The sequence below is a fragment of the Pseudomonas sp. 1152_12 genome, assembly GCF_052850675.1.
The window spans coordinates 256,062-276,767 of record NZ_VXCW01000006.1 but is presented as its reverse complement, the minus strand read 5'-3'; the positions used below and the strand labels follow the sequence as shown (position 1 = coordinate 276,767).

Sequence of the window (20,706 nt, the reverse complement as noted above, 5' to 3'; positions counted from 1 at the left end):
CAAGAGCACGGCGGCCTAGTAGCCGACCTGAGTGGTTGAAGCAGAAGCAGGGCAGAAGCACAGCGGCACACTTTCTGTCTGATGTACCGAGATCCAATTGTGGGAGCGGGCTTGCTCGCGAATGCGGTGGTTCAGTTACAAATAAGCTAACTGACCCACCGCATTCGCGAGCAAGCCCGCTCCCACAGTTTTGACCGAGTTCAGATGCCAGTACCGCAGTGCTCTGCTTTTCTATGGGAGCTGGCTTGAGTTCAGCTTCCAAGCTCAGGCCGCCGTGCTGTTGATTTTGATCTTAGGCGCCCCGTTAAACCACGCTGGCCGAACGCAGGCTTTGGAGCGTGGCTAAACCGGCAGGACGCCGGTTTAGCCGCGATGGGCCAAGGATGGCCCATGGCGGCGGCCCACGGTCAAAAGCCTGCGTGAGCGAGGTGCCGAGTGGTGGGGCAAGAGTCCTTTGGTTACTTTGGGGCGTTTCCAAAGTGACCCGCTGTAAGAGCGGAACCCATATCAGCCGTTACCTAAATAACGGATATGTACACAGCCGCCAGCTGCCAGCCTTCAGTCAAACTTGTAACTGATCGCGGTCTGCACCTGCCCCTGATTCACATCCCCTTTTTCCTTAACAAGGGTGCTGTTGGCCGCCGACCCCACCAAGTGCGTCCAACTGGCGCTGGCCAACAACGACCAATGCGTCGCCAGCGGAAATTCAAAACTCTGGGTCAACGTCAGGTTCTGAAACCCCGCACTGGCGTTGTAGGCGCGAATACCCGAAGCTGCAGATTCCTTATCATCAACACCAAAAAAGGCCTGCGTCTGACGAGCATCGGCAAAGTGCGCCATCAGCCCAGTGCTGCCGATGATGCCGCCACCGAGCGGGTAGCCCAGCTCGCCGCCGAGTTTGCCCAGCACACCACTTCGATCACGGCTGCCGCCCACCGCCTGGCCGACCTGGGCGTACACACGCCAGAACTCAGCCGGTGCGTATTGAATGAAACCGCCAACTTCAGCCATGTCCTGTACATCGCGCAAACCGCGCAGTGAGCCATTGGCCGTGCGGCCCGGTAGATAGTTGATGTACGGGCCGGCGGTAATACCGTTGGTATTGAGCGCGCTCCAGGTCAGACCGTCGTCGGTACCCAGGCTGACACTGCCCCAGTCCAGGTCGAAGTAGGGAATCGGCTGGGTTTCGTAGCGGCTGCCGGTAGGGTCGTGGGGTTGGTAACTGACGCCTGCGCCCACTTCTCCGGTAATGCCCTCGGCGGCTGCCGAGCTGGAAAAGCTCCACAGCCCAAGCAAACCGGCGAATACAGCAGAAGTAACCTTGACCATGGAACGTTTCCTTATCTGAACTTGCGCGCATTCACGCGCGAAGGGTATCCCTGACGCAAGCACTCATCTTGTTTGTAGCAAGCTACAAAAATTGTAGCTCCTGCGACACATTTCACCCCAAGCAACGGCCGGAACCCCAGCCCCGCTGGGTTTTAACCAGTTGGCACAGTCCCTGCTATACCCCTGTGGCAAGCGCCCAAAGCGCAAATCTTCAAGCCCTCCAACTCAAGGACAGGCAATGATCCAGTGGCATATCGTGTGCGACTTCGACGGGACTATCACTCCCACCGACGTCATCGACAACGTCCTCCAACGCTTCGCAGGCGAAGAGTGGGAAACCATCGAACAGGAATGGCTGGATGGGCATATTGGTTCACGCGAATGCCTGAGCCGCCAACTGGCGCTGATCAAGGCGACCCCGGCTGAACTGCTGGCGTACTTTGACAGCGTTGAGATCGACCCGGATTTTCCGGATTTCGTCGATCACGTCATGGGCCTCGGTGCGACCATCGAAGTGGTCAGCGACGGCATTGAACAAGGCATCGCGCGCATCCTGTCGCGCAACTACGTGACCTTGCTGCCGATCCTTGCCAACCGCCTGCGTCAGGTCGACCAGAACAGCTGGCGCATCGACTTCCCGTATTCCAGCGATGCCTGCCGTGCCGCTTCCGGCAACTGCAAGTGCAAATCCACCCCGCGCAATAAGCGCGTACTGGTGATCGGCGACGGCAAGTCCGACATGTGCGTGGCCTCTACCGCAGACTTCGTCTTCGCCAAAGGCAGCCTCGCCAAGTATTGCGAAGCTAACAACATTCCTCACGCGCGCTTCGACACCTTTGCCGAATTGCCCGCTTTGCTGGCCAAGCTGCCTCAGGGTATCGCCGCCAACGCCAACACCTTTACTGCCGACAATCAGGAACTCTTCCATCATGTCTGATATCCGTATCGCCACCGCCGAAGACCAGATTCTTCTGGATAAAGAAGCCAAGTACTGCTCCTACGGCGACACTGTTCACTACATCGAGCCGCCGCGTATTTTCAGCCGTTGCGAAGGCTCCTACGTGTGGGACACCGAAGACCAGGCCTACCTCGACCTGCAAATGTGGTACTCGGCCGTTAACTTCGGCTACGCCAACCCACGGCTGAACAACGCGCTGAAACAGCAGATCGACACCCTGCCGCAAATCGCCAGCCAGTACCTGCACAAAGGCAAGATCGAACTGTCGGAAATGATCGCGGTCGACGCCAAAAAGAAATTCGGCCTCGACGGTCGCGTGCACTTCAACGTCGGCGGTTCGCAGTCCATTGAAGACTCGTTGAAAGTGGTGCGTAACGCCTCCAACGGCAAGAGCCTGATGTTCGCCTTCGAAGGCGGTTACCACGGCCGTACCCTCGGTGCATCGTCGATCACCTCGAGCTTCCGCTATCGCCGCCGTTACGGCCACTTCGGTGAACGCGCCAACTTCATCCCGTTCCCGTACCACTTCCGTGGCCCGAAAGGCATGACCAAAGAAGAATACGGCAGCCACTGTGTGCAGCAGTTCGCCCGTTTGTTCGAGACTGAATACAACGGCGTCTGGGACCCGAAAACCAACCAGTGCGAGTACGCAGCCTTCTACGTCGAGCCGATCCAGGGCACCGGTGGCTACGTCATTCCGCCGATGAACTTCTACCGCGAACTCAAGCACGTGCTGGACCAACACGGGATCCTGATGGTCTCCGACGAAATCCAGATGGGCTTCTACCGTACCGGCAAGCTGTGGTCGATTGAGCACTTCGACGTGCAGCCGGACGTAATCGTTTTCGGCAAAGCACTGACCAACGGCTTGAACCCACTGGGTGGCATCTGGGCGCGTGAAGAGTTGATCAACCCGAAAGTCTTCCCGCCAGGTTCGACCCACTCCACGTTCGCCTCCAACCCACTGGGTACGGCGGTAGGCCTGGAAATGTTCAAGATGACCAGCGAAGTCGACTACGGCGCGATGGTCATGGCTAAGGGCAAATACTTCTTGGAAGGCCTGCAAGACCTGCAGAAGCGTTTCCCGATCATTGGCGACGTCGACGGCCTGGGCCTGGCACTGCGCTGCGAAATTTGCGGCCCGGATGGCTTCACGCCGGACAAGGCGACCCTCGATTACATGGTCGAAGAAGGCATGAAGGGTGACATGGTTGTGGATGGCCAGAAACTCGGCTTGATCCTCGACGTGGGCGGCTACTACAAAAACGTGATCACCCTGGCACCGTCGCTGGAAATCAGCTACCCGGAAATCGACCTGGGCTTGAAGCTCCTCGAGCAACTGCTGGTTCGGGCGACCAAACGGTGAATACGTCCGGGATCGACCTCGGTGAAGGTGATGCCGGCTTCGTTCTCGGTGAAGGTCCGGTCGGGATCCTGTTGATCCACGGCCTGACCGGCACCCCGACGGAATTGCGTCAGGTCGCCAAAGGGCTGGCGAAGGCGGGTAACTGCACGGTGTATGTGCCCACCCTGGCCGGTCATTGCGGCGATAACAGTGACCTGCAGGCCACCGGCTGGCTGGACTGGTACGAAGGCGTGCGCAAGACCTTCGCACAGGTCAAGCAACGCCATGAGCAGGTGTTTGTCGGTGGTTTGTCCATGGGCGCGGTGATGTCGATGTATGTGGCCGCCGAGCACCCTGGCCAAGTCGCCGGGCTATTGATGTATTCCACGACCTTGAAGTACGACGGCTGGAGCATCAACAAGCTGGCGTTCCTGACGCCGTTGTTGATGAAAATCCCATTTGGCGTGCACATCTGCCGCTTTGAAGAGAAGCCGCCTTACGGCATCAAGAACGAGCGCCTGCGGGCCATCGTCGAGCGTCAGATGAAGGAAGGGGAGAGCAGCGAGGCCGGTTTACTGACCATGGAGGGCATCACGGTGCGCGAGTTGCACCGCATGAACGCCGTGGTCAAAAAACGCATGCCCGAGGTCAAGGTGCCTGCACTGGTGTTGCACTCCATTGAGGATGACATCACCAGCCGCTGGAACGCTGACTATGTGGAACGCCACTTGGGCGGCCCCGTGACCAAAATCCTGCTGGACAACTGCTACCACATGATCACCGTGGACCTGCAATACCGTCGCGTGATCGAGTTGAGCGCCGAATTTGTCGAGCAACATGCCGAGTCTATCCAGGCCCCCGTAGACTATCGACAGCGGGCATAAGCCTAAGGACGCGACGTGATCACCGCCCAAGCCTTCTCGACCATCCGGGCCATCCCGCGCAGTGCCTGGAACGACTGTTTTCCCGGAGCTCTGGAGGATTGGGATTTTTACGTCGCCGTGGAAAACGCCGCCATCGATGATTTCAAATGGCGTTACCTGGTTGTTTACGACGATGAAACGCTGGTGGCAGTCGCTGCCGCGTTCATCACTTATTATCGCCTCGACACTACGGTGTCGGGTGCAGGCAAGCGCTTTACCGAGCGCCTGGAGCGACTGTGGCCGGGTGTTTTGCGGTTGCAGTTGTATGCCATCGGCTCGCCAGTTGCCGAACGTTGCGATGCTGGAGTCGCCAGTAGCGTTCCTGAAGCGCAGCGCCCGCTGTTGATCAAGCACTTGCTTGAGGCTGCACGCCAGGATGCCCAGGCATTCGGGATTGGCCTGGTGGCGGTCAAAGACGTACCAACCAATGACCCGCACTGGGCAGACAGTTGCCGTGTGGCGGGGTTTCAGAGCATGCCGAGCCTGCCCAGCGGTTTATTGGCGGTGCCTTACGGTTCAGTGGACGCCTACCTGGGGTCGCTGTGCAAGGCGACCCGTAAAGACCTGCGCCGCAAGTTGCGTGCGCCGGGCCCGCGGGTGGAGTGGCGGGATAACATTGATGATGTGCTGCCTGCGGTGATGCGCCTGTACCAAGACACCCTCAGTCGCGCCGACTTGCAATTCGAGCGTCTGCCGGCGAGTTACTTCACCGGCATTCTGGAACGCCTGGAAGGGCGCGCGGTCTGTGCTCTTTACTGGGTAGACGAGCGACTGGTGGCGTTCAATTTGGTGCTGTTGGACCAGCACCGTTTGATCGATAAGTTTTTTGGCCATGACAGTGAATTCAGCCGCGACTACCACTTGTACTTCAGGTGCTGGCTGACCAATGTCGATTACTGTATTCAGCACAATATTCCCGTTTACGAGTGCGGTCAGGAAGGGTATGCCAGTAAGCTGCGTCTGGGTTGCGAGTTTCGGGGTAACAGCATGTTCTTTCGTCACCGTAATCGGCTGGTCAATGGCCTGCTTAAACTCGTGAAAATGTATATAAGACCGGATCGATCCGACCCTGCCATGGCTGCTGCGATAAGCGAAACCTGATGATCACCAAGACCCGCCAGAAAGCCCGCCCCTTTGCCATTTCGCGTTGGAGCGTCCAGCGCAAGCTGGTGCTGGCGTTCTGGCTGGTCAGCGTCATTCCTACCATGATAGCCGCCGAGCTGGCGGCGACCACGCTGTCGCAGATTTTCGACAGTAACGTGCGGATCTGGCTGCAGGAGTCGACCAAAATCGTCAAGGACGAGATTGGCGACATCCTTCATGACAACGCGCGCATGGCCAAGCTGTTCCTGCGCTACACCAGCCCGCCCTTGAACCGGCAGGCTGCCAAGCATGACCGGCTCACGGCTGATATTGCCGAGGCCACTGATATCGATGTGGTCTCGCTGATTCGCATGAGTGACCACAAGATCGTGTTCAGCACCGCGCCCGACGATGTCGTCAAGCAAATCAATCTGACCAGCAATGCGGTATTGCAAACCATCCAGGTGGCTGGCGTGAGTACGGGCCTGGTGGTCTCGACGTTCGAAACTAACCAGGAGGGCGTCGACTACGTATTATTGGTGGCGACTTACCTGGACAGCAGTTTCCTCACCAGTGTGGCCGATGTGCACTCTCTCGACCTGCGTCTGTACCTGGCCAATCCTTCGGGTTTTAACGAAATATTCTCGACCCAGCGTTTCGAAAATCACCCTTCGCGCATCCCCAAGAATGTCGAAACGGCTATGCGCGCCACCAAACAACCGAGCGAGCAGTTCACCAACAACTACAGTGGTTTGTACTGGCCGATCTTCAATGACGCCGGCGACTTGCAAGGCGTGATCTTCAGCGGTTTGCTGCGCCATACCAGCCTGGTTGGGCTGGTGAACCAGAGCAACCTGTTCTTGCTGATTTTCCTGCTCAGTTCGGCGTTGTCCCTGGGCGCTGGCGTGCTGGTGTCGCGGCGCCTGACCAAGCCGCTGCGGGACTTGTCCCAAGGCGTGGGCGCGGTGATCTCGGGCAATTATGAACACCGCGTGTTGGTCAGCGGCGGCGACGAGCTGGCGCAACTGAGCAGCACGTTCAACCACATGACCGAGCGCCTGGGCGAACTGCATCACCTCGAAGCCCAGTTGCGTCGCCGTGATCGGCTGCACGCGCTGGGCGAAGTTGCCATGGGCCTTGCCCACGAAATTCGTAACCCGTTGGGTATTATCAAGACGGCTACCCAACTGCTCCACCGTCGTGCCGACTTGCCGGAAACCGACAAGCGCCACCTGGAGTACGTGATCAGCGAGGTCAGTCGCATTAATGATCTGATCACCGAGTTCCTCGATTTCGCCAAACCCAACCCGCCGCTGCGGGTGCTGCAGAGCGCGCGCGCACTGGTTGAAGAAATCCTCGGCTTCTGCAGCCCGGAGTTGTCCACCCATAACATTGACGCGCACATTGATGACCAAGCACCCGGTGCGATGATCTATGCCGATGCCAAACAGCTCAAGCAGGCGTGCCTCAATCTGATTCTCAACGCCATCGATGCAATGCCGGCAGGTGGACGCCTGACCTTGGGCATTCGTAGCGTGGGCGGCAACACGATGATCAGCATCGCCGACACCGGCCAGGGCATTCCGGCGGATATGATCGAGCGGATCTTCACGCCCTTTGTCACCACCAAAGCCTCGGGAACAGGCTTAGGCCTGGCCAAAGTCTATTCGATCATGGAAAGTCACGACGGCAGCATCGAATGTGCCAGTGAGAAAGATGCCGGCGCCACCTTCAGCCTGTACATTCCGGCCCACGGTGAAGACGATGGCGACGATGAGGAAGGTCATGACGCATAACGTATTGGTAGTCGACGACGAGCCCAAGCTCTGCGACTTGCTGTCCTCGGCTTTGAGCCAGAGCGGCATTCAAGTGTTCACCGCGAGCAACGGCCTGCATGCACTCAAAGTGCTGGAGCAGGAAGACATCGACCTGGTGATCAGCGACTGGCGCATGCCGGGCATGGATGGGCCAGCGTTGCTGGCTGAGATAAAAGTGCGTTTCCCGGAATTGCCGGTGATCGTGATGACCGCCTACAGCACGGTGAAAAACGCTGTGCAGTCGATGCGCAATGGCGCTTATGACTACATTGCCAAGCCGTTCGATATCGACGAGCTGGACATCACCGTGGCCAAGGCCCTGCAGTTTCGCGACATCCTGCGCGACAACGCGCGGCTGCGCGCCGAGCTTGATCACCATGCGCAATTCGACAGCTTGGTCGGCGACAGCCCGGCATTTCGCCAGGTGTTGCACGCGATCGACTCGGTACGTGACAGTAACGCAACCATCCTGCTGACCGGCGAAAGCGGCACCGGCAAGGAAATGGTTGCCCGTGCGATCCACAAGCACGGCAGCCGCGCCGATAAGCCGTTCGTGGCGGTCAATTGTGCAGCCATCCCCGAAGGTTTGCTGGAAAGCGAGATGTTCGGTCATCGCAAGGGCGCCTTCACCGGCGCTGTGGCAGACCGGGTAGGGCGATTTATGCAGGCTGACAAAGGCACGCTATTTCTGGACGAAGTGGGTGATATGCCCTTGGCACTGCAGGCCAAGATTCTACGCGCCTTGCAGGAGCGTGTAATCGAGCCGGTGGGCGACCCACGAGAGCGCAAGGTAGACGTGCGGGTGATCGCCGCCACCAACAAAAACCTGCTGGATGCGGTGGCCAATAAAGAGTTTCGCGAGGACTTGTATTACCGCCTCAATGTGTTCCCGATCCCACTGCCAGCCCTGCGCGAACGTGCCGAGGATATCGTGCCACTGGCCCGACATTTCGCCCAGACCCTGAGCGCCACCGCCGGTAAGCGCATCACCGGCTTCAGCCCCGAGGCGTTGCAGGCCATGGCGGCCTACAGCTGGCCGGGCAATATCCGTGAACTGCAAAACTGCGTGGAGCGCGCGACCATCGTCGCGGCATCGCCGGTGATCGAAGACATCGATCTGCCGGCGTATTTGTTTGCGTCCAGGCCCGCCGAGGGTGGCGTCACGGCACTGTTGGGCGACAGCCCAAGCGTGCCTTCGGACCTGGATGCGGCCCTGGCGGAGGTCGAGAAAACCTACATTCTGGCGGCGTTGAATGAGAGCAACGGCGTGCAGGCGGCGGCGGCGGCGAAGATCGGGATTTCCGAGAGGAGCTTTTGGTATCGGTTGAAGAAGTTAGGGATTCAGGTCGACAAGATCGTGCGCTGATTTTCCAGGCACCCATCATTGCTCCCACATGTTTACCCAGTTGTGTCAGGTGTGGAGGCGTACCCACACCGTCACCAACACCGTCGCCGCCATCAACCACGCCACCGCCGCCACGGCGAGTGACGCTTCCAAGCGCATCCTGTCGACCATCACATAGAGCGTCGCCAAATACACAAAATACGGAATGATCGACCACATCCCAAACACGATGGTGGTCTTCAAATCCTCCAACGAACGGTCCTTGCCGACGATGTAATGCGCAATCAACGCAAAAGTCGGAAACAGCGGCACTAACCCTGCGATGTAATAGTTCTTGGTCTTGGCCAGCGCCGCCAAGATCAACACCACGGCCGCGCCAATGACGGCCTTTAGGAATAGGTCCATCAGTGGCTCAACCCATATTTCTTGACCTTGTCGAACAGGGTGGTCTTGGCCATCCCCAGTTCCTGGCTGGCCTGGGTCAGGTTGCCACCGCTGCGTTGCAAGGCGTCAACCAGCAGATTGCGCTCGAACGCCTCCACCGCTTCGGTAAAGGCCAGGCCGTGGTTGACGGTGCCGTTGGCGCTTTTTTTGAAAGCGGGCAAACCCAGGGCGAAGCGCTCGGCGACGTTGCGCAGTTCACGCACGTTGCCTGGCCAGTCGTGGCTCATCAGGCTCGACACCGTCTGGTTATCCAGCTCCGGCACGCTGCGGTCAAAGCGCAGCGACGACTGCTGCAGGAAGTGTTCGAACAATTGCAGGATGTCTTCCCGGCGTTCACGCAGCGGCGGCAGCTCCAGGGTCACTACGTTGAGGCGGTAGTAAAGGTCGCTGCGGAACTGGCTGGCGCGGCTCAGTTCGTCGAGGTCGGACTTGGTGGCAGCGATCACTCGGCAATCCACGGCCACGCTCTGGTTAGAACCCAGGCGCTCCAAGGTGCGTTCCTGCAACACCCGCAGCAATTTGATCTGCAGGTTGATCGGCATGCTTTCCACTTCATCGAGAAACAGCGTGCCCTCGTGGGCGTGCTCGATCTTGCCGATGCGCCGTTTGCCGGCGCCGGTAAAAGCGTTGGCTTCGTGGCCGAATATCTCGCTTTCGAACAGGTTCTCTGGCAGACCGCCGCAGTTCAAGGCGACGAATTGGTGGGAATGGCGCCGGCTGAAATCATGCAGGCAGCGCGCGACCAGTTCCTTGCCGGTGCCGGTCTCGCCTTCGATCAGCACGTTGGCCGAGGTGTCGGCGACGTTGGCGATCAGTTCGCGCAGGTTCTGCATGGCCGGCGAGCGGCCGATGATGCGGCCTTCCAGAGAGTTACGCTCAGCCAGTTGGCGGCGCAGCGACCACACCTCTCGCGCCAGCCCGCGTTGTTCCAGGGCTCGGCGGGCGACGTCGACCAGGCGTTCGGGCGAGAAGGGTTTTTCCATGAAGTCGTAGGCGCCGTTGCGCATGGCGCCGACGGCCATCGAGATATCGCCATGGCCGGTGATGAGTACCACCGGCAGGCTGTTGTCCAAGGCCTTGAGGCGGGTCAACAGCTCCAGGCCGTCGATGCCCGGCAGGCGAATATCGCTGATGACGATACCGGCAAAGTTTTCGCCGATGCGCTTGAGGGCCTCTTCGGCACTGCCTACGCCCACACTGGGAATGTCTTCCAGCGCCAGTGCTTGCTGGCAGCCGAGCAGCACATGGGGGTCGTCTTCGACGATCAGAACGGTGAGGTCGTCTTTAGAGGCGGTAGCGTCTGTATTCATGTCGACTCAGCTTTTTGGGTGCTTGCCAGTGGCAAGCACAAGACAAAGGCAGTACCACCGCTGGCGGGATGTTCCACGGCAAGGTTGCCGCCGGTGGCCGCAGCGAGACTGGCGGAAAGCGTCAGGCCAAGGCCCAGGCCCTGTTCGCCAGGTTTGGTGGTGAAGAACGGTTCGAATAGATGTTTGCGGGTTTCGGGATCAATGCCATGGCCGTTATCGCGCACGTGCAGGCGGTACTTGCCCTCAAACATGTGGCCGTCCAGCCACAGTTCGGGAGCCGGTTGTGCTTGCATCGCGTCGAGGGCGTTGCCGATCAGGTTAAGCAGGATCTGCTCCAGGCGCGTCTGGTCGATCTGCAACTGAGCGTTGGCGAAGTCGCGGTGCACGGTCAACGGCAGGCCGTCCAGGCGTGCACTGAGCACCTGGAACGCCGCGTCCACGGCTTTGCCGAGGTTGGCTTCGCCCTGGTCATCGCCGCGTCGGGCAAAGGAGCGCAGGCTGGCGGTGATGCGGCCCATACGGTCGATCAGTTCGTTGATGGTCTTGAGGTTGGCGCTGGCGGTATCGAGGGCGCCGCGTTCGAGGAAGCGTACGGTATTGCCCGACAGCGTGCGTAGCGCCGCTAGCGGCTGGTTCAATTCATGCGCGATGCTGGTCGACATCTGGCCGATGGCGGCGAGTTTGCCGGCCTGCACCAACTCATCTTGGGCGCGGCGCAAGGTTTCTTCGGCCTGGCGCCGTTCGCGAATCTGGCCCTTGAGCCGTTCATTGCTGGCACGCAGGTCGGCGGTGCGTTCGGCTATCCGCCGTTCCAGCTGGCTGTTGGCTTCCTGCAAGGCTTCCCGCGCGGCGAGGCGGGTGGCGATGACCTTGCGCCGCTCATTCCAAGCGATCAGCAAAAACGCGACCAGGCCAAACGCAACGGCCACCAGAATGCCCTGGTTGATCGCCGCGCGGCGCAGGTCATTGAGCGGGGTGAGCAGGGTGAAATTCCACGGTGTGTCGTTAAGGGGGCGGGTTTGTGCGAGGTAGCTGACCTCGTGCTCGTCGTTGACCACTTCGCTGTTGGCCGGGAAGGTCAGTTTTTCGGTGCCCTCATTGAGTCGCTCACGGGCCAGCGGCTCCAGTTCGTTAAGCGTTGCCCAGTAATATTGCAGGCTGTGGGCCAGGCGTTCTTTGGTGTCGTCGCTCAGCGGGCGCACGGCCTTGAGCCGGCGAGCCGGGTCGCTGGAGAGAATGATGATGCCGTTCTCATCGCTCACAAAGGCTTCGAGACGCGCGCGCTGCCAGCGTTCTTCGAGTGCTTCAAGGCGCACTTTGACCACGGCCACGCCGATGATCTTGCCGTGCTCTTCCAGGCCGTGGGCCAGGTAGTAACCGGGTTCGCCGTTGGTGCTGCCAATACCATAGAAACGGCCGGGCTGGCCGCGTACGGCGTTTTGGAAATAGGCACGGAAGGACAGGTCTTCACCCTGGTAACTGTCGGCATCGCGCCAGTTACTGGTGGCCAGCACGCGGCCGGTGGTGTCCATCACGTAGATGGCCCGGCTGCGACTGCGCCGGTTCAGGCCTTCGAGGTAATCGTTGACGGTCTTGCGAGTTTCCTGGTTTGGGTCGGCGAGCAGCGTGGAGACGCTGGATTCCAGTTCCAGAAGGCTTGGCAGGTAGGTGTATTTGCTCAGTTCGCTTTCGACGGTGCGCGCGTGCAACTCCAACTGGCGTTCGCCGTTGTCGCTGAGGGTGCGGATGCCGTAGTACTCACTGACCCAGAAGCCGATATAACCCAAGCCGATCATCAGGGCGATAATCAACGGCGGCAGGAACAGTTGGCGAATCAGACGAGGTTTCACGGCAAGTGATGGCGGTGCGGCGCGAAATTGGTTGGGGTCGCATTTCATCACAGATGCCTTGGGTCAACCAGAGCTTGCCAGCCCTGGCACGAACCTGTTTGTGTGGGAGCCTGGCTTTTGTGGGCGCCTGGCTTGCCCGCGATGCAGACGCCTCGGTATCACAGGGGCACCGAGGTGATGCCATCACAGGCAAGCCAGCTCCCACACAAGCCCGCTCCCACATGGGCGTGGTTTCCACAGTGGAAGCTATATAGGGCTTAGTGCTGCAGGATTTTCTCAAGGAAGTGCTGCGCGCGTTCGGAGCGGGCGCTGATGTCGCCGAAGAACTCTTCTTTCGGGCAGTCTTCGATGATCTTGCCGGCGTCCATGAAGATCACGCGGTCGGCCACTTTGCGGGCGAAGCCCATTTCGTGGGTCACGCACATCATGGTCATGCCTTCCTGGGCCAGTTGCACCATCACGTCGAGCACTTCGTTGACCATTTCCGGGTCCAGCGCCGAGGTCGGTTCGTCGAATAGCATGACGATCGGGTCCATGGCCAGTGCGCGAGCAATCGCCACACGTTGTTGCTGGCCGCCGGATAATTGGCCCGGGTGCTTGTGGGCGTGCGCCGACAGGCCGACGCGCTCCAGCAGTTGCAAGCCTTTCTGGGTGGCCTCTTCCTTGCTGCGGCCGAGTACCTTGACCTGCGCAATGGTCAGGTTTTCGGTGATGGTCAAGTGCGGGAACAGCTCGAAGTGCTGAAACACCATGCCCACGCGCGAACGCAGTTTCGGCAGGTTGGTCTTCGGGTCGGCGATGGAGGTGCCATCCACGACCACGTCGCCCTTCTGGAACGGTTCCAGTGCGTTGACGCACTTGATCAGGGTGGACTTACCCGAGCCGGACGGCCCGCACACCACGATCACTTCGCCTTTTTTAACCTCGGTGCTGCAATCGGTCAGCACCTGGAAGTCGCCATACCACTTGTTGATATTCTTGATAGAGATCATACGGCAAACCTTTTTTGCAGACGCTTGACCAGCAGCGAGGCGGAAAAGCTGATGATGAAGTAGACGACACCGGCGAAGATCAGGAACTCATTGGAGCGGCCAATGATGTCGCCGTTGGAGCGGGCGGAGTTGAGGAAGTCCACCAGGCCCACGGTGTAAACCAGCGAGGTGTCCTGAAACAGGATGATCGACTGTTGCAGCAGCAACGGGGTCATCTTGCGGAACGCCTGGGGCAGGATGATCAGACGCATGGTCTGGCCATAGGTCATGCCCATCGCTTGTGCGGCGGCCATCTGGCCCTTGGGGATCGACTGCACGCCGGCCCGCACGATTTCACAGAAGTACGCGGCTTCGAACATCATGAAGGCCACGACGCAGGAGGCGAACGCGCCGATCGGGGTGTCTTCGCCGGTAATCCAGCGCAACACGAACGGCACCGCCAGGTAGAACCACGTGATCACCAACAGCAGTGGGATCGAGCGGAAGTAGTTCACATAGGCGCCCGCCAAGCGCGACAACAGTTTGCTCGACGACAGGCGCATCAGCGCCAGGATCGTACCTAGGATGATGCCGCCGACCACGCCCATGACCATCAACTGCAAGGTCATGACCATGCCGTTCCACAGGCCTGGGATGGCGGGGATGATGCCGCTGAAATCAAATTCCATTATTTACCCCCCACGGAGATCAGGCCGGGCACCGCAACTTTCTTCTCGATCACGCGCATCAGCAACATCAGGCTCATGTTCAGGGTGAAGTAGATCAGCGTGGCCAGGGTGAAGGCTTCAAACAGGTTGGCCGAAAACTCGGCGGTCTGTTTGGTTTGCGCCAGCAGCTCCATCAAGCCGATCAAGGACGCCACGGAGGAGTTCTTGAACACGTTGAGGAATTCCGAGGTGAGCGGCGGAATGATGATGCGGTAAGCCTGGGGTAGCAGCACGTTCCAGTAGATCTGCGGCAGCTTGAAGCCCATAGCGCGTGCAGCGGATTCCTGGCCACGTGGCAGCGCCTGGATGCCGGTACGCACTTGTTCACACACACGGGCGGCGGTGAACAGGCCCAGGCACACGACAACGCTCAGGTAGGCCGAGGTGGTGGGGTTGAGGTCTTGTTTGTACCAGTCCTGCAGGTTTTGCGGCAGCAGATCGGGTATCAGGAAGTACCAGATAAACAGCTGAACCAGCAGCGGCACGTTACGAAACAGTTCCACGTAGCAGGTCGCGATGCCCGATACGATGCGGTTTGGCACGGTGCGCATGACGCCCAGAATGGACCCCAGCAACAAGGCGATAATCCATGCCACAACAGCGATGGCGATGGTCCAGCCCAAGCCGGCGATGTACCAGTCGAGATAAGTCTCGCTGCCCACGCCAGTGGACTTGAAGAACACGCCCCAGTCCCAGTTGTAATTCATTAGGGTCTCCCCTCGAGATCGATCGATGTACAAGCACCTGCTTGGGGGAGATCCATTCCCGCCCGACGTTGAACGTCAGGCACACACGATCGGCTCGAAAACCGCCAGGTCGAGTGTTCCAAATTAAAACAAGCAGGTAGTAACAGACACCTGAGGGAGGGTTGTCTCCCTCAGGGCATAAGCTTAGTCAGGTATCAGATTTTTACGTCAGGCGCTGGTTTGTCGCTTGGGTTAGCGATCAGCTCCTTAACCTTTTCGCTCATCGGGAAGTTCAGGTTCAGGCCTTTTGGTGGAATCGGGCTCTCGAACCATTTGCTGTAGATCTTGTTGATCTCGCCGGATTTGTACAGGGCGACGATGGCGTCATCCACGGCTTTCTTGAAGGCTGGGTCGTTCTTACGCACCATGCACGCGTAGGCTTCGAAGGACTGGGGAGTACCGGTGATGACCCAGTCATCCGGCTTCTTGGCCTTGGCTTCTTCACCGGCCAGCAGGGCGTCGTCCATCATGAAGGCAACGGCGCGACCGCTTTCCAGCATCTGGAAGGATTCGCCGTGGTCTTTGGCGGAGATGACGTTCATGCCCATCTGCTTGTCCGCGTTCATCGCTTTGATGATGCGCTCGGACGTGGTGCCAGCGGTGGTCACGACGTTTTTGCCTTTCAGGTCGGCGAAGTCGGCGTAGGACGGCTTGCCATCCTTGTCTTTCTTGACCAGCAGACGGGTGCCGATTTCGAAGATGTTGACGGTGAAATCAACTTGCTGGGCGCGCTCGGCGTTGTTGGTGGTCGAGCCGCACTCGAGGTCCGCGGTGCCGTTCTGGATCAGCGGGATACGAGTTTGCGAGGTGACCAGGTTGTAATTGGTCTTCAGATCGGGCTTGTTCAGGTCTTTTTTCAGGGCTTCAACGACAGCCAACTGAACGTCGTGGGAGTAGCCCACGGGTTTGCCCGAACCATCCGCGATGTAGGAAAACGGAATGGAGCTGTCGCGGTGGGCGAGAGTGATGGTGCCGGAGTCGTTGATTTTCTTCAGTGTGCCGGTGAGTTCGGCGGCGAAAACTGGAGTGCTGATCAGAGCAGCAGCGATAGCTGCGCCCAAGATATGGGGAACGATGCGCATCAATACTTCCTCGACATTTGTTTTTTTTATGAAGCCGGCTAAAACGGCTCTCTTGTACAGCGAATGCCCGTAACGGCTCCTGAAGCGTCTCAGGCAATCGTCAGGGAGTGTAGAGCATGAGTCGTGCCATACCTGAAATTAAAGGCTATCTACTTGATTTATATGAATATTAATTTTGTGTTACCGGAAGGTTTTCGCCGTTAGGTCCGGCAAACCGAATCGGTCGGGGCGTGGTGTTCGGAAAACCGAATGGCTGTGGCGGAGTGAGTGTATGTCCATTGCTGGGGCAACGACGGCTATCGGTTCCGCTCTTGCAGTGGGGCACTTCTGGAAAAGAGACCGGAATGCCTGTCCAGCCAAAAGTCCTTTTCAGCGCATCGGGCACGATGCCAAATGCCATGAAGTACTGTGCAAGAAACTCAATCGCTTGCTTGAGTTCGCGGCAAAGCCCAAGCCCTGGACCATCTTGATGGTGTCCTGCGGCGGCGCACGCTGGTTTGCACGGACTCATGTCTTTCGGGCGCAGGCATAAAAAAGCCCCTGGACCTTTCGGTGCAGGGGCTTTCCATTATGGCCTGATCAGGCCGCTTCAATTTTTGCGCGGTTCTGCTCAACTTTGGACAGGTAACGCTGCACGTTGTCCTGTTCTTGCGGGGTGGTGAACAGGCCAAGCTTGGTACGGCGCCACAGCACGTCCTGCGGTTGCGTTGCCCATTCTTCGGCGCACAGGTAATCGACTTCGCGGGTGTACAAGCCGCCACCCAAGTGGTCACCCAAGTCCGCCAGCGATTGCACGCCTTCCAGCAGGCGCCAGGTGCGGCTACCGTAGGTGGTGGACCAACGGCGGGCGATCTCGCTTGGCACCCAGTCGAACTTGGCGCGGATGGCCTCGGCCAACGCCTCTGGCGTGGTCATGTCTTCGCCGCCAGGCAGGCTGGCTTTTGCCGTCCAGCTTGGGCGCATCTGTGTGAAATACGGTGCCAGTTGCGCCATCGCCGACTCGGCGAGTTTGCGGTAGGTGGTCAGCTTGCCGCCGAACACTGACAGGATTGGCGCCTCGCCCGTGCCGCCGGACAGCGACAGGGTGTAATCGCGAGTGATGGCCGACGGGTTGTCTGATTCATCGTTGCACAACGGGCGCACACCGGAGTAGGTGTGGACGATGTCGTCACGGCTCAACTGCTTCTTGAAGTGGGCATTCACCACGTTGAGCATGTAGTCGGTTTCACCTTCGGTAATCGCCACTTTCGCTGGGTCGCCGGTGTATTCACGGTCGGTGGTGCCGATGATGGTCAGGTGGTTCAAGTACGGAATAGTGAAGACGATGCGCTGGTCTTCATTCTGCAGGATGTGCGCGTGCGCGCCTTCGTACAGTTTCGGCACGATCAGGTGGCTGCCTTGGATCAAGCGAATGCCGTAAGGTGAATCCAGCTTAAGGTCTTCCTTGATGAATTTGGCGACCCATGGGCCAGCAGCGTTCACCAGTGCCCGGGCACGGATCGAAAACAGGCTGCCGTCGGCGCGTTCCATGTTCATTTCCCACATGCCGTTGCTGCGGTGTGCGCTGATGCAACGGGTCTGGGTGTGGATGTGCGCGCCTTTTTCGCGGGCGGCCATGGCGTTGAGTACAACAAGGCGAGCGTCATCGACCCAGCAGTCGGAGTATTCGAAGCCTTTGGTGATTTCACTTTTCAGCGGGCTATCTGGGCCGAACTTCAGGCTTTTCGAACCAGCGAGCTTTTCGCGCTTGCCCAAGTGGTCATACAGGAAGAGGCCGGCGCGAATCATCCATGCCGGGCGCAAGTGCGGGCGGTGCGGCAGCACGAAACGCATCTGCTTGACGATATGCGGTGCCTTGCCCAGCAGTACTTCACGTTCGGCCAGGGCTTCGCGCACCAAGCGGAATTCGTAATGCTCGAGGTAACGCAGGCCACCGTGAATCAGCTTGCTGCTCGCGGAGGAGGTGTGGCTGGCCAAGTCGTCCTTTTCGCAAAGGAATACCGACAAACCGCGTCCGGCTGCGTCTGCTGCAATGCCGACGCCATTGATCCCGCCACCGATTACGGCAACGTCATAGACTTCGGCAAGCGGTGGAGCAGGCAAGGTGGAAGGGTTCATCGGCTGGCCTCGCGATTTTTTCGTCTTGGAATTCGAACATTAATGTTCATTTGCGAAAATGGTAGCTGATAAACGCGCGCGCAGCCACCCAACTTCGATTGAAAAAACTCATCGACGAGGCGAGAAAGGAAAATTTGTGAACATGAGCCTGGGGGAAGGCTTCATAAATGCCAGCCACATAGATTGCCATCGGGCGCCAACCCCTCTCACATTTCACCGAGTTCCAGCATGGGAGTGCGGTCGAATGCAGAAGGGGGTGCGACAGTGGCAGTGGAGGCGCTACACCACTTCCAGCCTGACCTTATGCTGGTTCAACAACTGCACCAACGCTGGCACTGGCTGTTGATCGGTCACCAAACAGTCCACCAAGCTGATCGGTCCCAAACGAATCATGGCATTGCGCCCGAATTTGCTCGAGTCAGCCGCGAGGATCACTTGGCGCGCATTGGCAATAATCGCCTGGGAAACCCGCACTTCCTGGTAATCAAAGTCGAGCAAACTGCCGTCTTCATCGATACCGCTGATACCCACCAGCGCAAAGTCGACCTTGAACTGGTTGATGAAGTCGACACTGGCTTGGCCAACCACACCGCCGTCACGCCGCACATTACCGCCGGTCAGCAGCACATCGAAGTCGTCCTTGGCACTGAGCATGGTGGCGACGTTGAGGTTGTTGGTGATGATTTTCAGGTGGTTGTGATTGAGCAGCGCACGCGCGATCGATTCGGTCGTTGTGCCGATATTGATGAACAGCGAGGCGTGATCGGGGATTTGCGCGGCAATGGCTTCGCCGATGCGTTGTTTTTCATCGCGCATTTGGTCGGCGCGCATGGCGTACGCGGTATTTTCGACACTGGAGTCATAGGCCGCGCCGCCGTGGTAGCGGCGCAGCAGGTTGGCGTCCGCCAGCTGGTTGATATCGCGGCGGATGGTTTGCGGGGTGACAACGAATAGCTGCGCCATCTCCTCGATGCTGACGTAACCGCGTTCGCGGACCAGTTCGAGAATTTGTTGCTGGCGGGGAGGCAGATTCATGGGGCGTCCTTTGGGCTGCCGTACAAAAGTGGCCCATGATGACGCAGCAAGCGGCTCCCCGCCAGTTACAACCCTATGTGGGTCCGGCGCTTGGCTTATTCAGCGCCTTCGTGCGGTTCCCAGTCGCGGGTGCGGCTCACCGCTTTCTGCCAGCCGGCATAGAGTTTCTCTTTGGTGGCTTCATCCAGCGTCGGTTCGAATTCGCGCTCGATCACAGCTTTGCCGCGCAATTCGTCCAGGCTGCCCCAGAAACCACAGGCCAGGCCTGCCAGGTAAGCCGCGCCGAGTGCGGTGGTCTCGCGCATTTGCGGGCGCTCGACCTGGGTGCCGAGGATATCGGCCTGGAATTGCATCAGGAAGTTGTTGGCCACCGCGCCACCGTCCACGCGCAGGGCTTTGAGGCGTTCGCCCGAGTCCTGTTGCATGGCGTCCAATACGTCGCGGGTCTGGAAGGCAATCGACTCCAGGGCTGCACGAATAATGTGATCCACGCGTACGCCACGGGTCAGGCCGAACAGCGCGCCACGGGCATACGGGTCCCAATACGGAGCGCCCAGGCCGGTGAAGGCGGGCACCAGGTACACACCGTTGCTGTCCTTGACCTTGCCGGCGAAGTATTCAGTGTCGGTGGCGTCGGCGATGATCTTCAGCTCGTCACGCAGCCACTGCACAGTGGAGCCACCGTTGAACACGGCGCCTTCCAGGGCGTAGGCCACTTCGCCGCGTGGGCCGCAAGCGATGGTCGTCAGCATGCCGTGTTTGGATTTGACCGCTTTGTCGCCGGTGTTCATCAGCAGGAAGCAGCCGGTGCCGTAAGTGTTCTTGGCCTGACCGGCTTCTACGCACATTTGGCCGAACAGCGCCGCTTGCTGGTCACCGGCGATGCCGCCGATAGCGATGCCGCTTTTGGTGCGGCCGTAGATTTCCGAGGAGGACTTCACTTCTGGCAGCATTTCGCGCGGTACGTCGAGAATCTCCAGCATCTTCGCATCCCACTCCAGCGTGTGGATGTTGAAGAGCATGGTGCGCGAGGCATTGGTGTAGTCGGTGACGTGGGTTTTGCCGCCGGTAAATTTCCAGATCAGCCAGCTGTCGATGGTACCGAACAGCAACTCGCCGTTGCGTGCACGCTCACGGCTGCCTTCGACGTTGTCGAGGATCCACTTGAGTTTGGTGCCGGAGAAGTATGGGTCGGTAACCAGGCCGGTGGTGTCGTTGATGTATTGCTCGTGGCCGTCGCGTTTGAGCTGCTGGCAGATCTCGGTGCTGCGGCGGCACTGCCAGACGATCGCGTTGTAGATCGGGCGGCCGGTGATCTTGTCCCAGACCACGGTGGTTTCACGCTGGTTGGTGATACCGATGGCGGCGACCTGGTCATGGTGCAGGCCGGCTTGCGCCAGGGCCTCGACCATTACAGCGCTCTGGGTGGCGAAGATTTCCATCGGGTCATGTTCGACCCAGCCGGCTTGCGGGTAGTGCTGGGTGAATTCGCGCTGGGCGGTGCAGACCACGTTGGCGTCACGGTCGAAGATGATCGCCCGGGAACTGGTAGTGCCCTGATCGAGGGCAATGATGTAGTTCTTATTCTGAATGTCGGTCATGTCGATTGCCTTAGACGGAAA

Annotated in this window: 17 protein-coding genes and 1 pseudogene; 7 read left to right on the top strand and 11 right to left on the bottom strand. The window is 59.1% G+C overall.

Annotated features, from left to right (window positions below):
* Positions 1-558: 558 nt before the first annotated feature.
* Positions 559-1,329, bottom strand: a complete 771-nt coding sequence (locus tag FW764_RS13785; RefSeq protein WP_446434383.1) for a MipA/OmpV family protein — start codon at positions 1,327-1,329, stop codon at positions 559-561.
* Between the two features lie 238 nt (positions 1,330-1,567).
* Between FW764_RS13785 and FW764_RS13780 the strand changes: the two genes are divergently transcribed.
* From FW764_RS13780 to FW764_RS13755, 6 genes are read left to right on the top strand one after another with little or no spacing between them, the layout of a single operon-like run.
* Positions 1,568-2,266 carry an MtnX-like HAD-IB family phosphatase gene (locus tag FW764_RS13780; protein ID WP_446434382.1) on the top strand — a complete coding sequence of 233 codons (699 nt, stop codon included), beginning with the start codon at positions 1,568-1,570 and terminating at the stop codon, positions 2,264-2,266.
* Complete coding sequence (locus FW764_RS13775) at positions 2,259-3,653, top strand: aspartate aminotransferase family protein (RefSeq protein ID WP_446434381.1); 1,395 nt, start codon at positions 2,259-2,261, stop codon at positions 3,651-3,653. The genes FW764_RS13780 and FW764_RS13775 overlap by 8 nt, the downstream gene beginning before the upstream one ends.
* Complete coding sequence (locus FW764_RS13770) at positions 3,650-4,516, top strand: alpha/beta hydrolase (RefSeq protein WP_446434380.1); 867 nt, start codon at positions 3,650-3,652, stop codon at positions 4,514-4,516. Before FW764_RS13775 ends, FW764_RS13770 begins: the two co-directional genes overlap by 4 nt.
* A 15-nt stretch (positions 4,517-4,531) precedes the next feature.
* The gene (locus FW764_RS13765) at positions 4,532-5,656 is read left to right on the top strand and encodes a GNAT family N-acetyltransferase (protein WP_446434379.1); all 1,125 of its coding nucleotides are present in this window, start codon (positions 4,532-4,534) and stop codon (positions 5,654-5,656) included.
* Positions 5,656-7,434 (top strand): ATP-binding protein, encoded by a 1,779-nt coding sequence (locus FW764_RS13760; protein ID WP_446434378.1) that lies wholly within the window; start codon positions 5,656-5,658, stop codon positions 7,432-7,434. Before FW764_RS13765 ends, FW764_RS13760 begins: the two co-directional genes overlap by 1 nt.
* On the top strand, positions 7,424-8,821 hold the full coding sequence (locus FW764_RS13755; protein WP_446434377.1) for a sigma-54-dependent transcriptional regulator: 1,398 nt from the start codon (positions 7,424-7,426) through the stop codon (positions 8,819-8,821). The genes FW764_RS13760 and FW764_RS13755 overlap by 11 nt, the downstream gene beginning before the upstream one ends.
* A 45-nt stretch (positions 8,822-8,866) precedes the next feature.
* Here FW764_RS13755 and FW764_RS13750 read toward each other — a convergent pair whose 3' ends face one another.
* The 7 genes from FW764_RS13750 to FW764_RS13720 form a co-directional block, all read right to left on the bottom strand.
* Complete coding sequence (locus tag FW764_RS13750; RefSeq protein WP_446434376.1) at positions 8,867-9,205, bottom strand: GlpM family protein; 339 nt, start codon at positions 9,203-9,205, stop codon at positions 8,867-8,869.
* Positions 9,205-10,554 (bottom strand): sigma-54-dependent transcriptional regulator, encoded by a 1,350-nt coding sequence (locus tag FW764_RS13745; protein WP_446434375.1) that lies wholly within the window; start codon positions 10,552-10,554, stop codon positions 9,205-9,207. Before FW764_RS13745 ends, FW764_RS13750 begins: the two co-directional genes overlap by 1 nt.
* The gene (locus FW764_RS13740; protein WP_446434374.1) at positions 10,551-12,452 is read right to left on the bottom strand and encodes a sensor histidine kinase; all 1,902 of its coding nucleotides are present in this window, start codon (positions 12,450-12,452) and stop codon (positions 10,551-10,553) included. The genes FW764_RS13745 and FW764_RS13740 overlap by 4 nt, the downstream gene beginning before the upstream one ends.
* A gap of 209 nt (positions 12,453-12,661) precedes the next feature.
* Entirely contained in the window at positions 12,662-13,396 is a 735-nt protein-coding gene (locus FW764_RS13735; RefSeq protein WP_446434373.1) for an amino acid ABC transporter ATP-binding protein, read from the bottom strand.
* Positions 13,393-14,064, bottom strand: a complete 672-nt coding sequence (locus FW764_RS13730) for an ABC transporter permease subunit (protein ID WP_083359916.1) — start codon at positions 14,062-14,064, stop codon at positions 13,393-13,395. The genes FW764_RS13735 and FW764_RS13730 overlap by 4 nt, the downstream gene beginning before the upstream one ends.
* Positions 14,064-14,810, bottom strand: coding sequence for an amino acid ABC transporter permease (locus tag FW764_RS13725; protein WP_083359915.1), 747 nt, complete (start codon positions 14,808-14,810; stop codon positions 14,064-14,066). Before FW764_RS13725 ends, FW764_RS13730 begins: the two co-directional genes overlap by 1 nt.
* Before the next feature lie 194 nt (positions 14,811-15,004).
* A complete protein-coding gene (locus FW764_RS13720) occupies positions 15,005-15,931 on the bottom strand; it encodes a glutamate/aspartate ABC transporter substrate-binding protein (RefSeq protein WP_446434372.1) in 927 nt (308 codons plus the stop codon).
* A gap of 316 nt (positions 15,932-16,247) precedes the next feature.
* On the opposite strand from FW764_RS13720, the pseudogene FW764_RS13715 reads away from it, so the two are divergent.
* Positions 16,248-16,464 (top strand): annotated as a pseudogene (locus FW764_RS13715) (hypothetical protein); the annotation flags it as partial.
* A gap of 46 nt (positions 16,465-16,510) precedes the next feature.
* On the opposite strand, the gene glpD reads toward FW764_RS13715, so the two are convergent.
* From glpD to glpK, 3 genes are all read right to left on the bottom strand, one after another.
* The gene (gene glpD / locus FW764_RS13710) at positions 16,511-18,049 is read right to left on the bottom strand and encodes a glycerol-3-phosphate dehydrogenase (protein WP_446434371.1); all 1,539 of its coding nucleotides are present in this window, start codon (positions 18,047-18,049) and stop codon (positions 16,511-16,513) included.
* A gap of 279 nt (positions 18,050-18,328) precedes the next feature.
* The gene (locus FW764_RS13705; RefSeq protein WP_010212755.1) at positions 18,329-19,084 is read right to left on the bottom strand and encodes a DeoR/GlpR family transcriptional regulator; all 756 of its coding nucleotides are present in this window, start codon (positions 19,082-19,084) and stop codon (positions 18,329-18,331) included.
* A gap of 95 nt (positions 19,085-19,179) precedes the next feature.
* Positions 19,180-20,685, bottom strand: coding sequence for a glycerol kinase GlpK (glpK, locus tag FW764_RS13700; protein ID WP_094953449.1), 1,506 nt, complete (start codon positions 20,683-20,685; stop codon positions 19,180-19,182).
* Positions 20,686-20,706 lie beyond the last annotated feature (21 nt).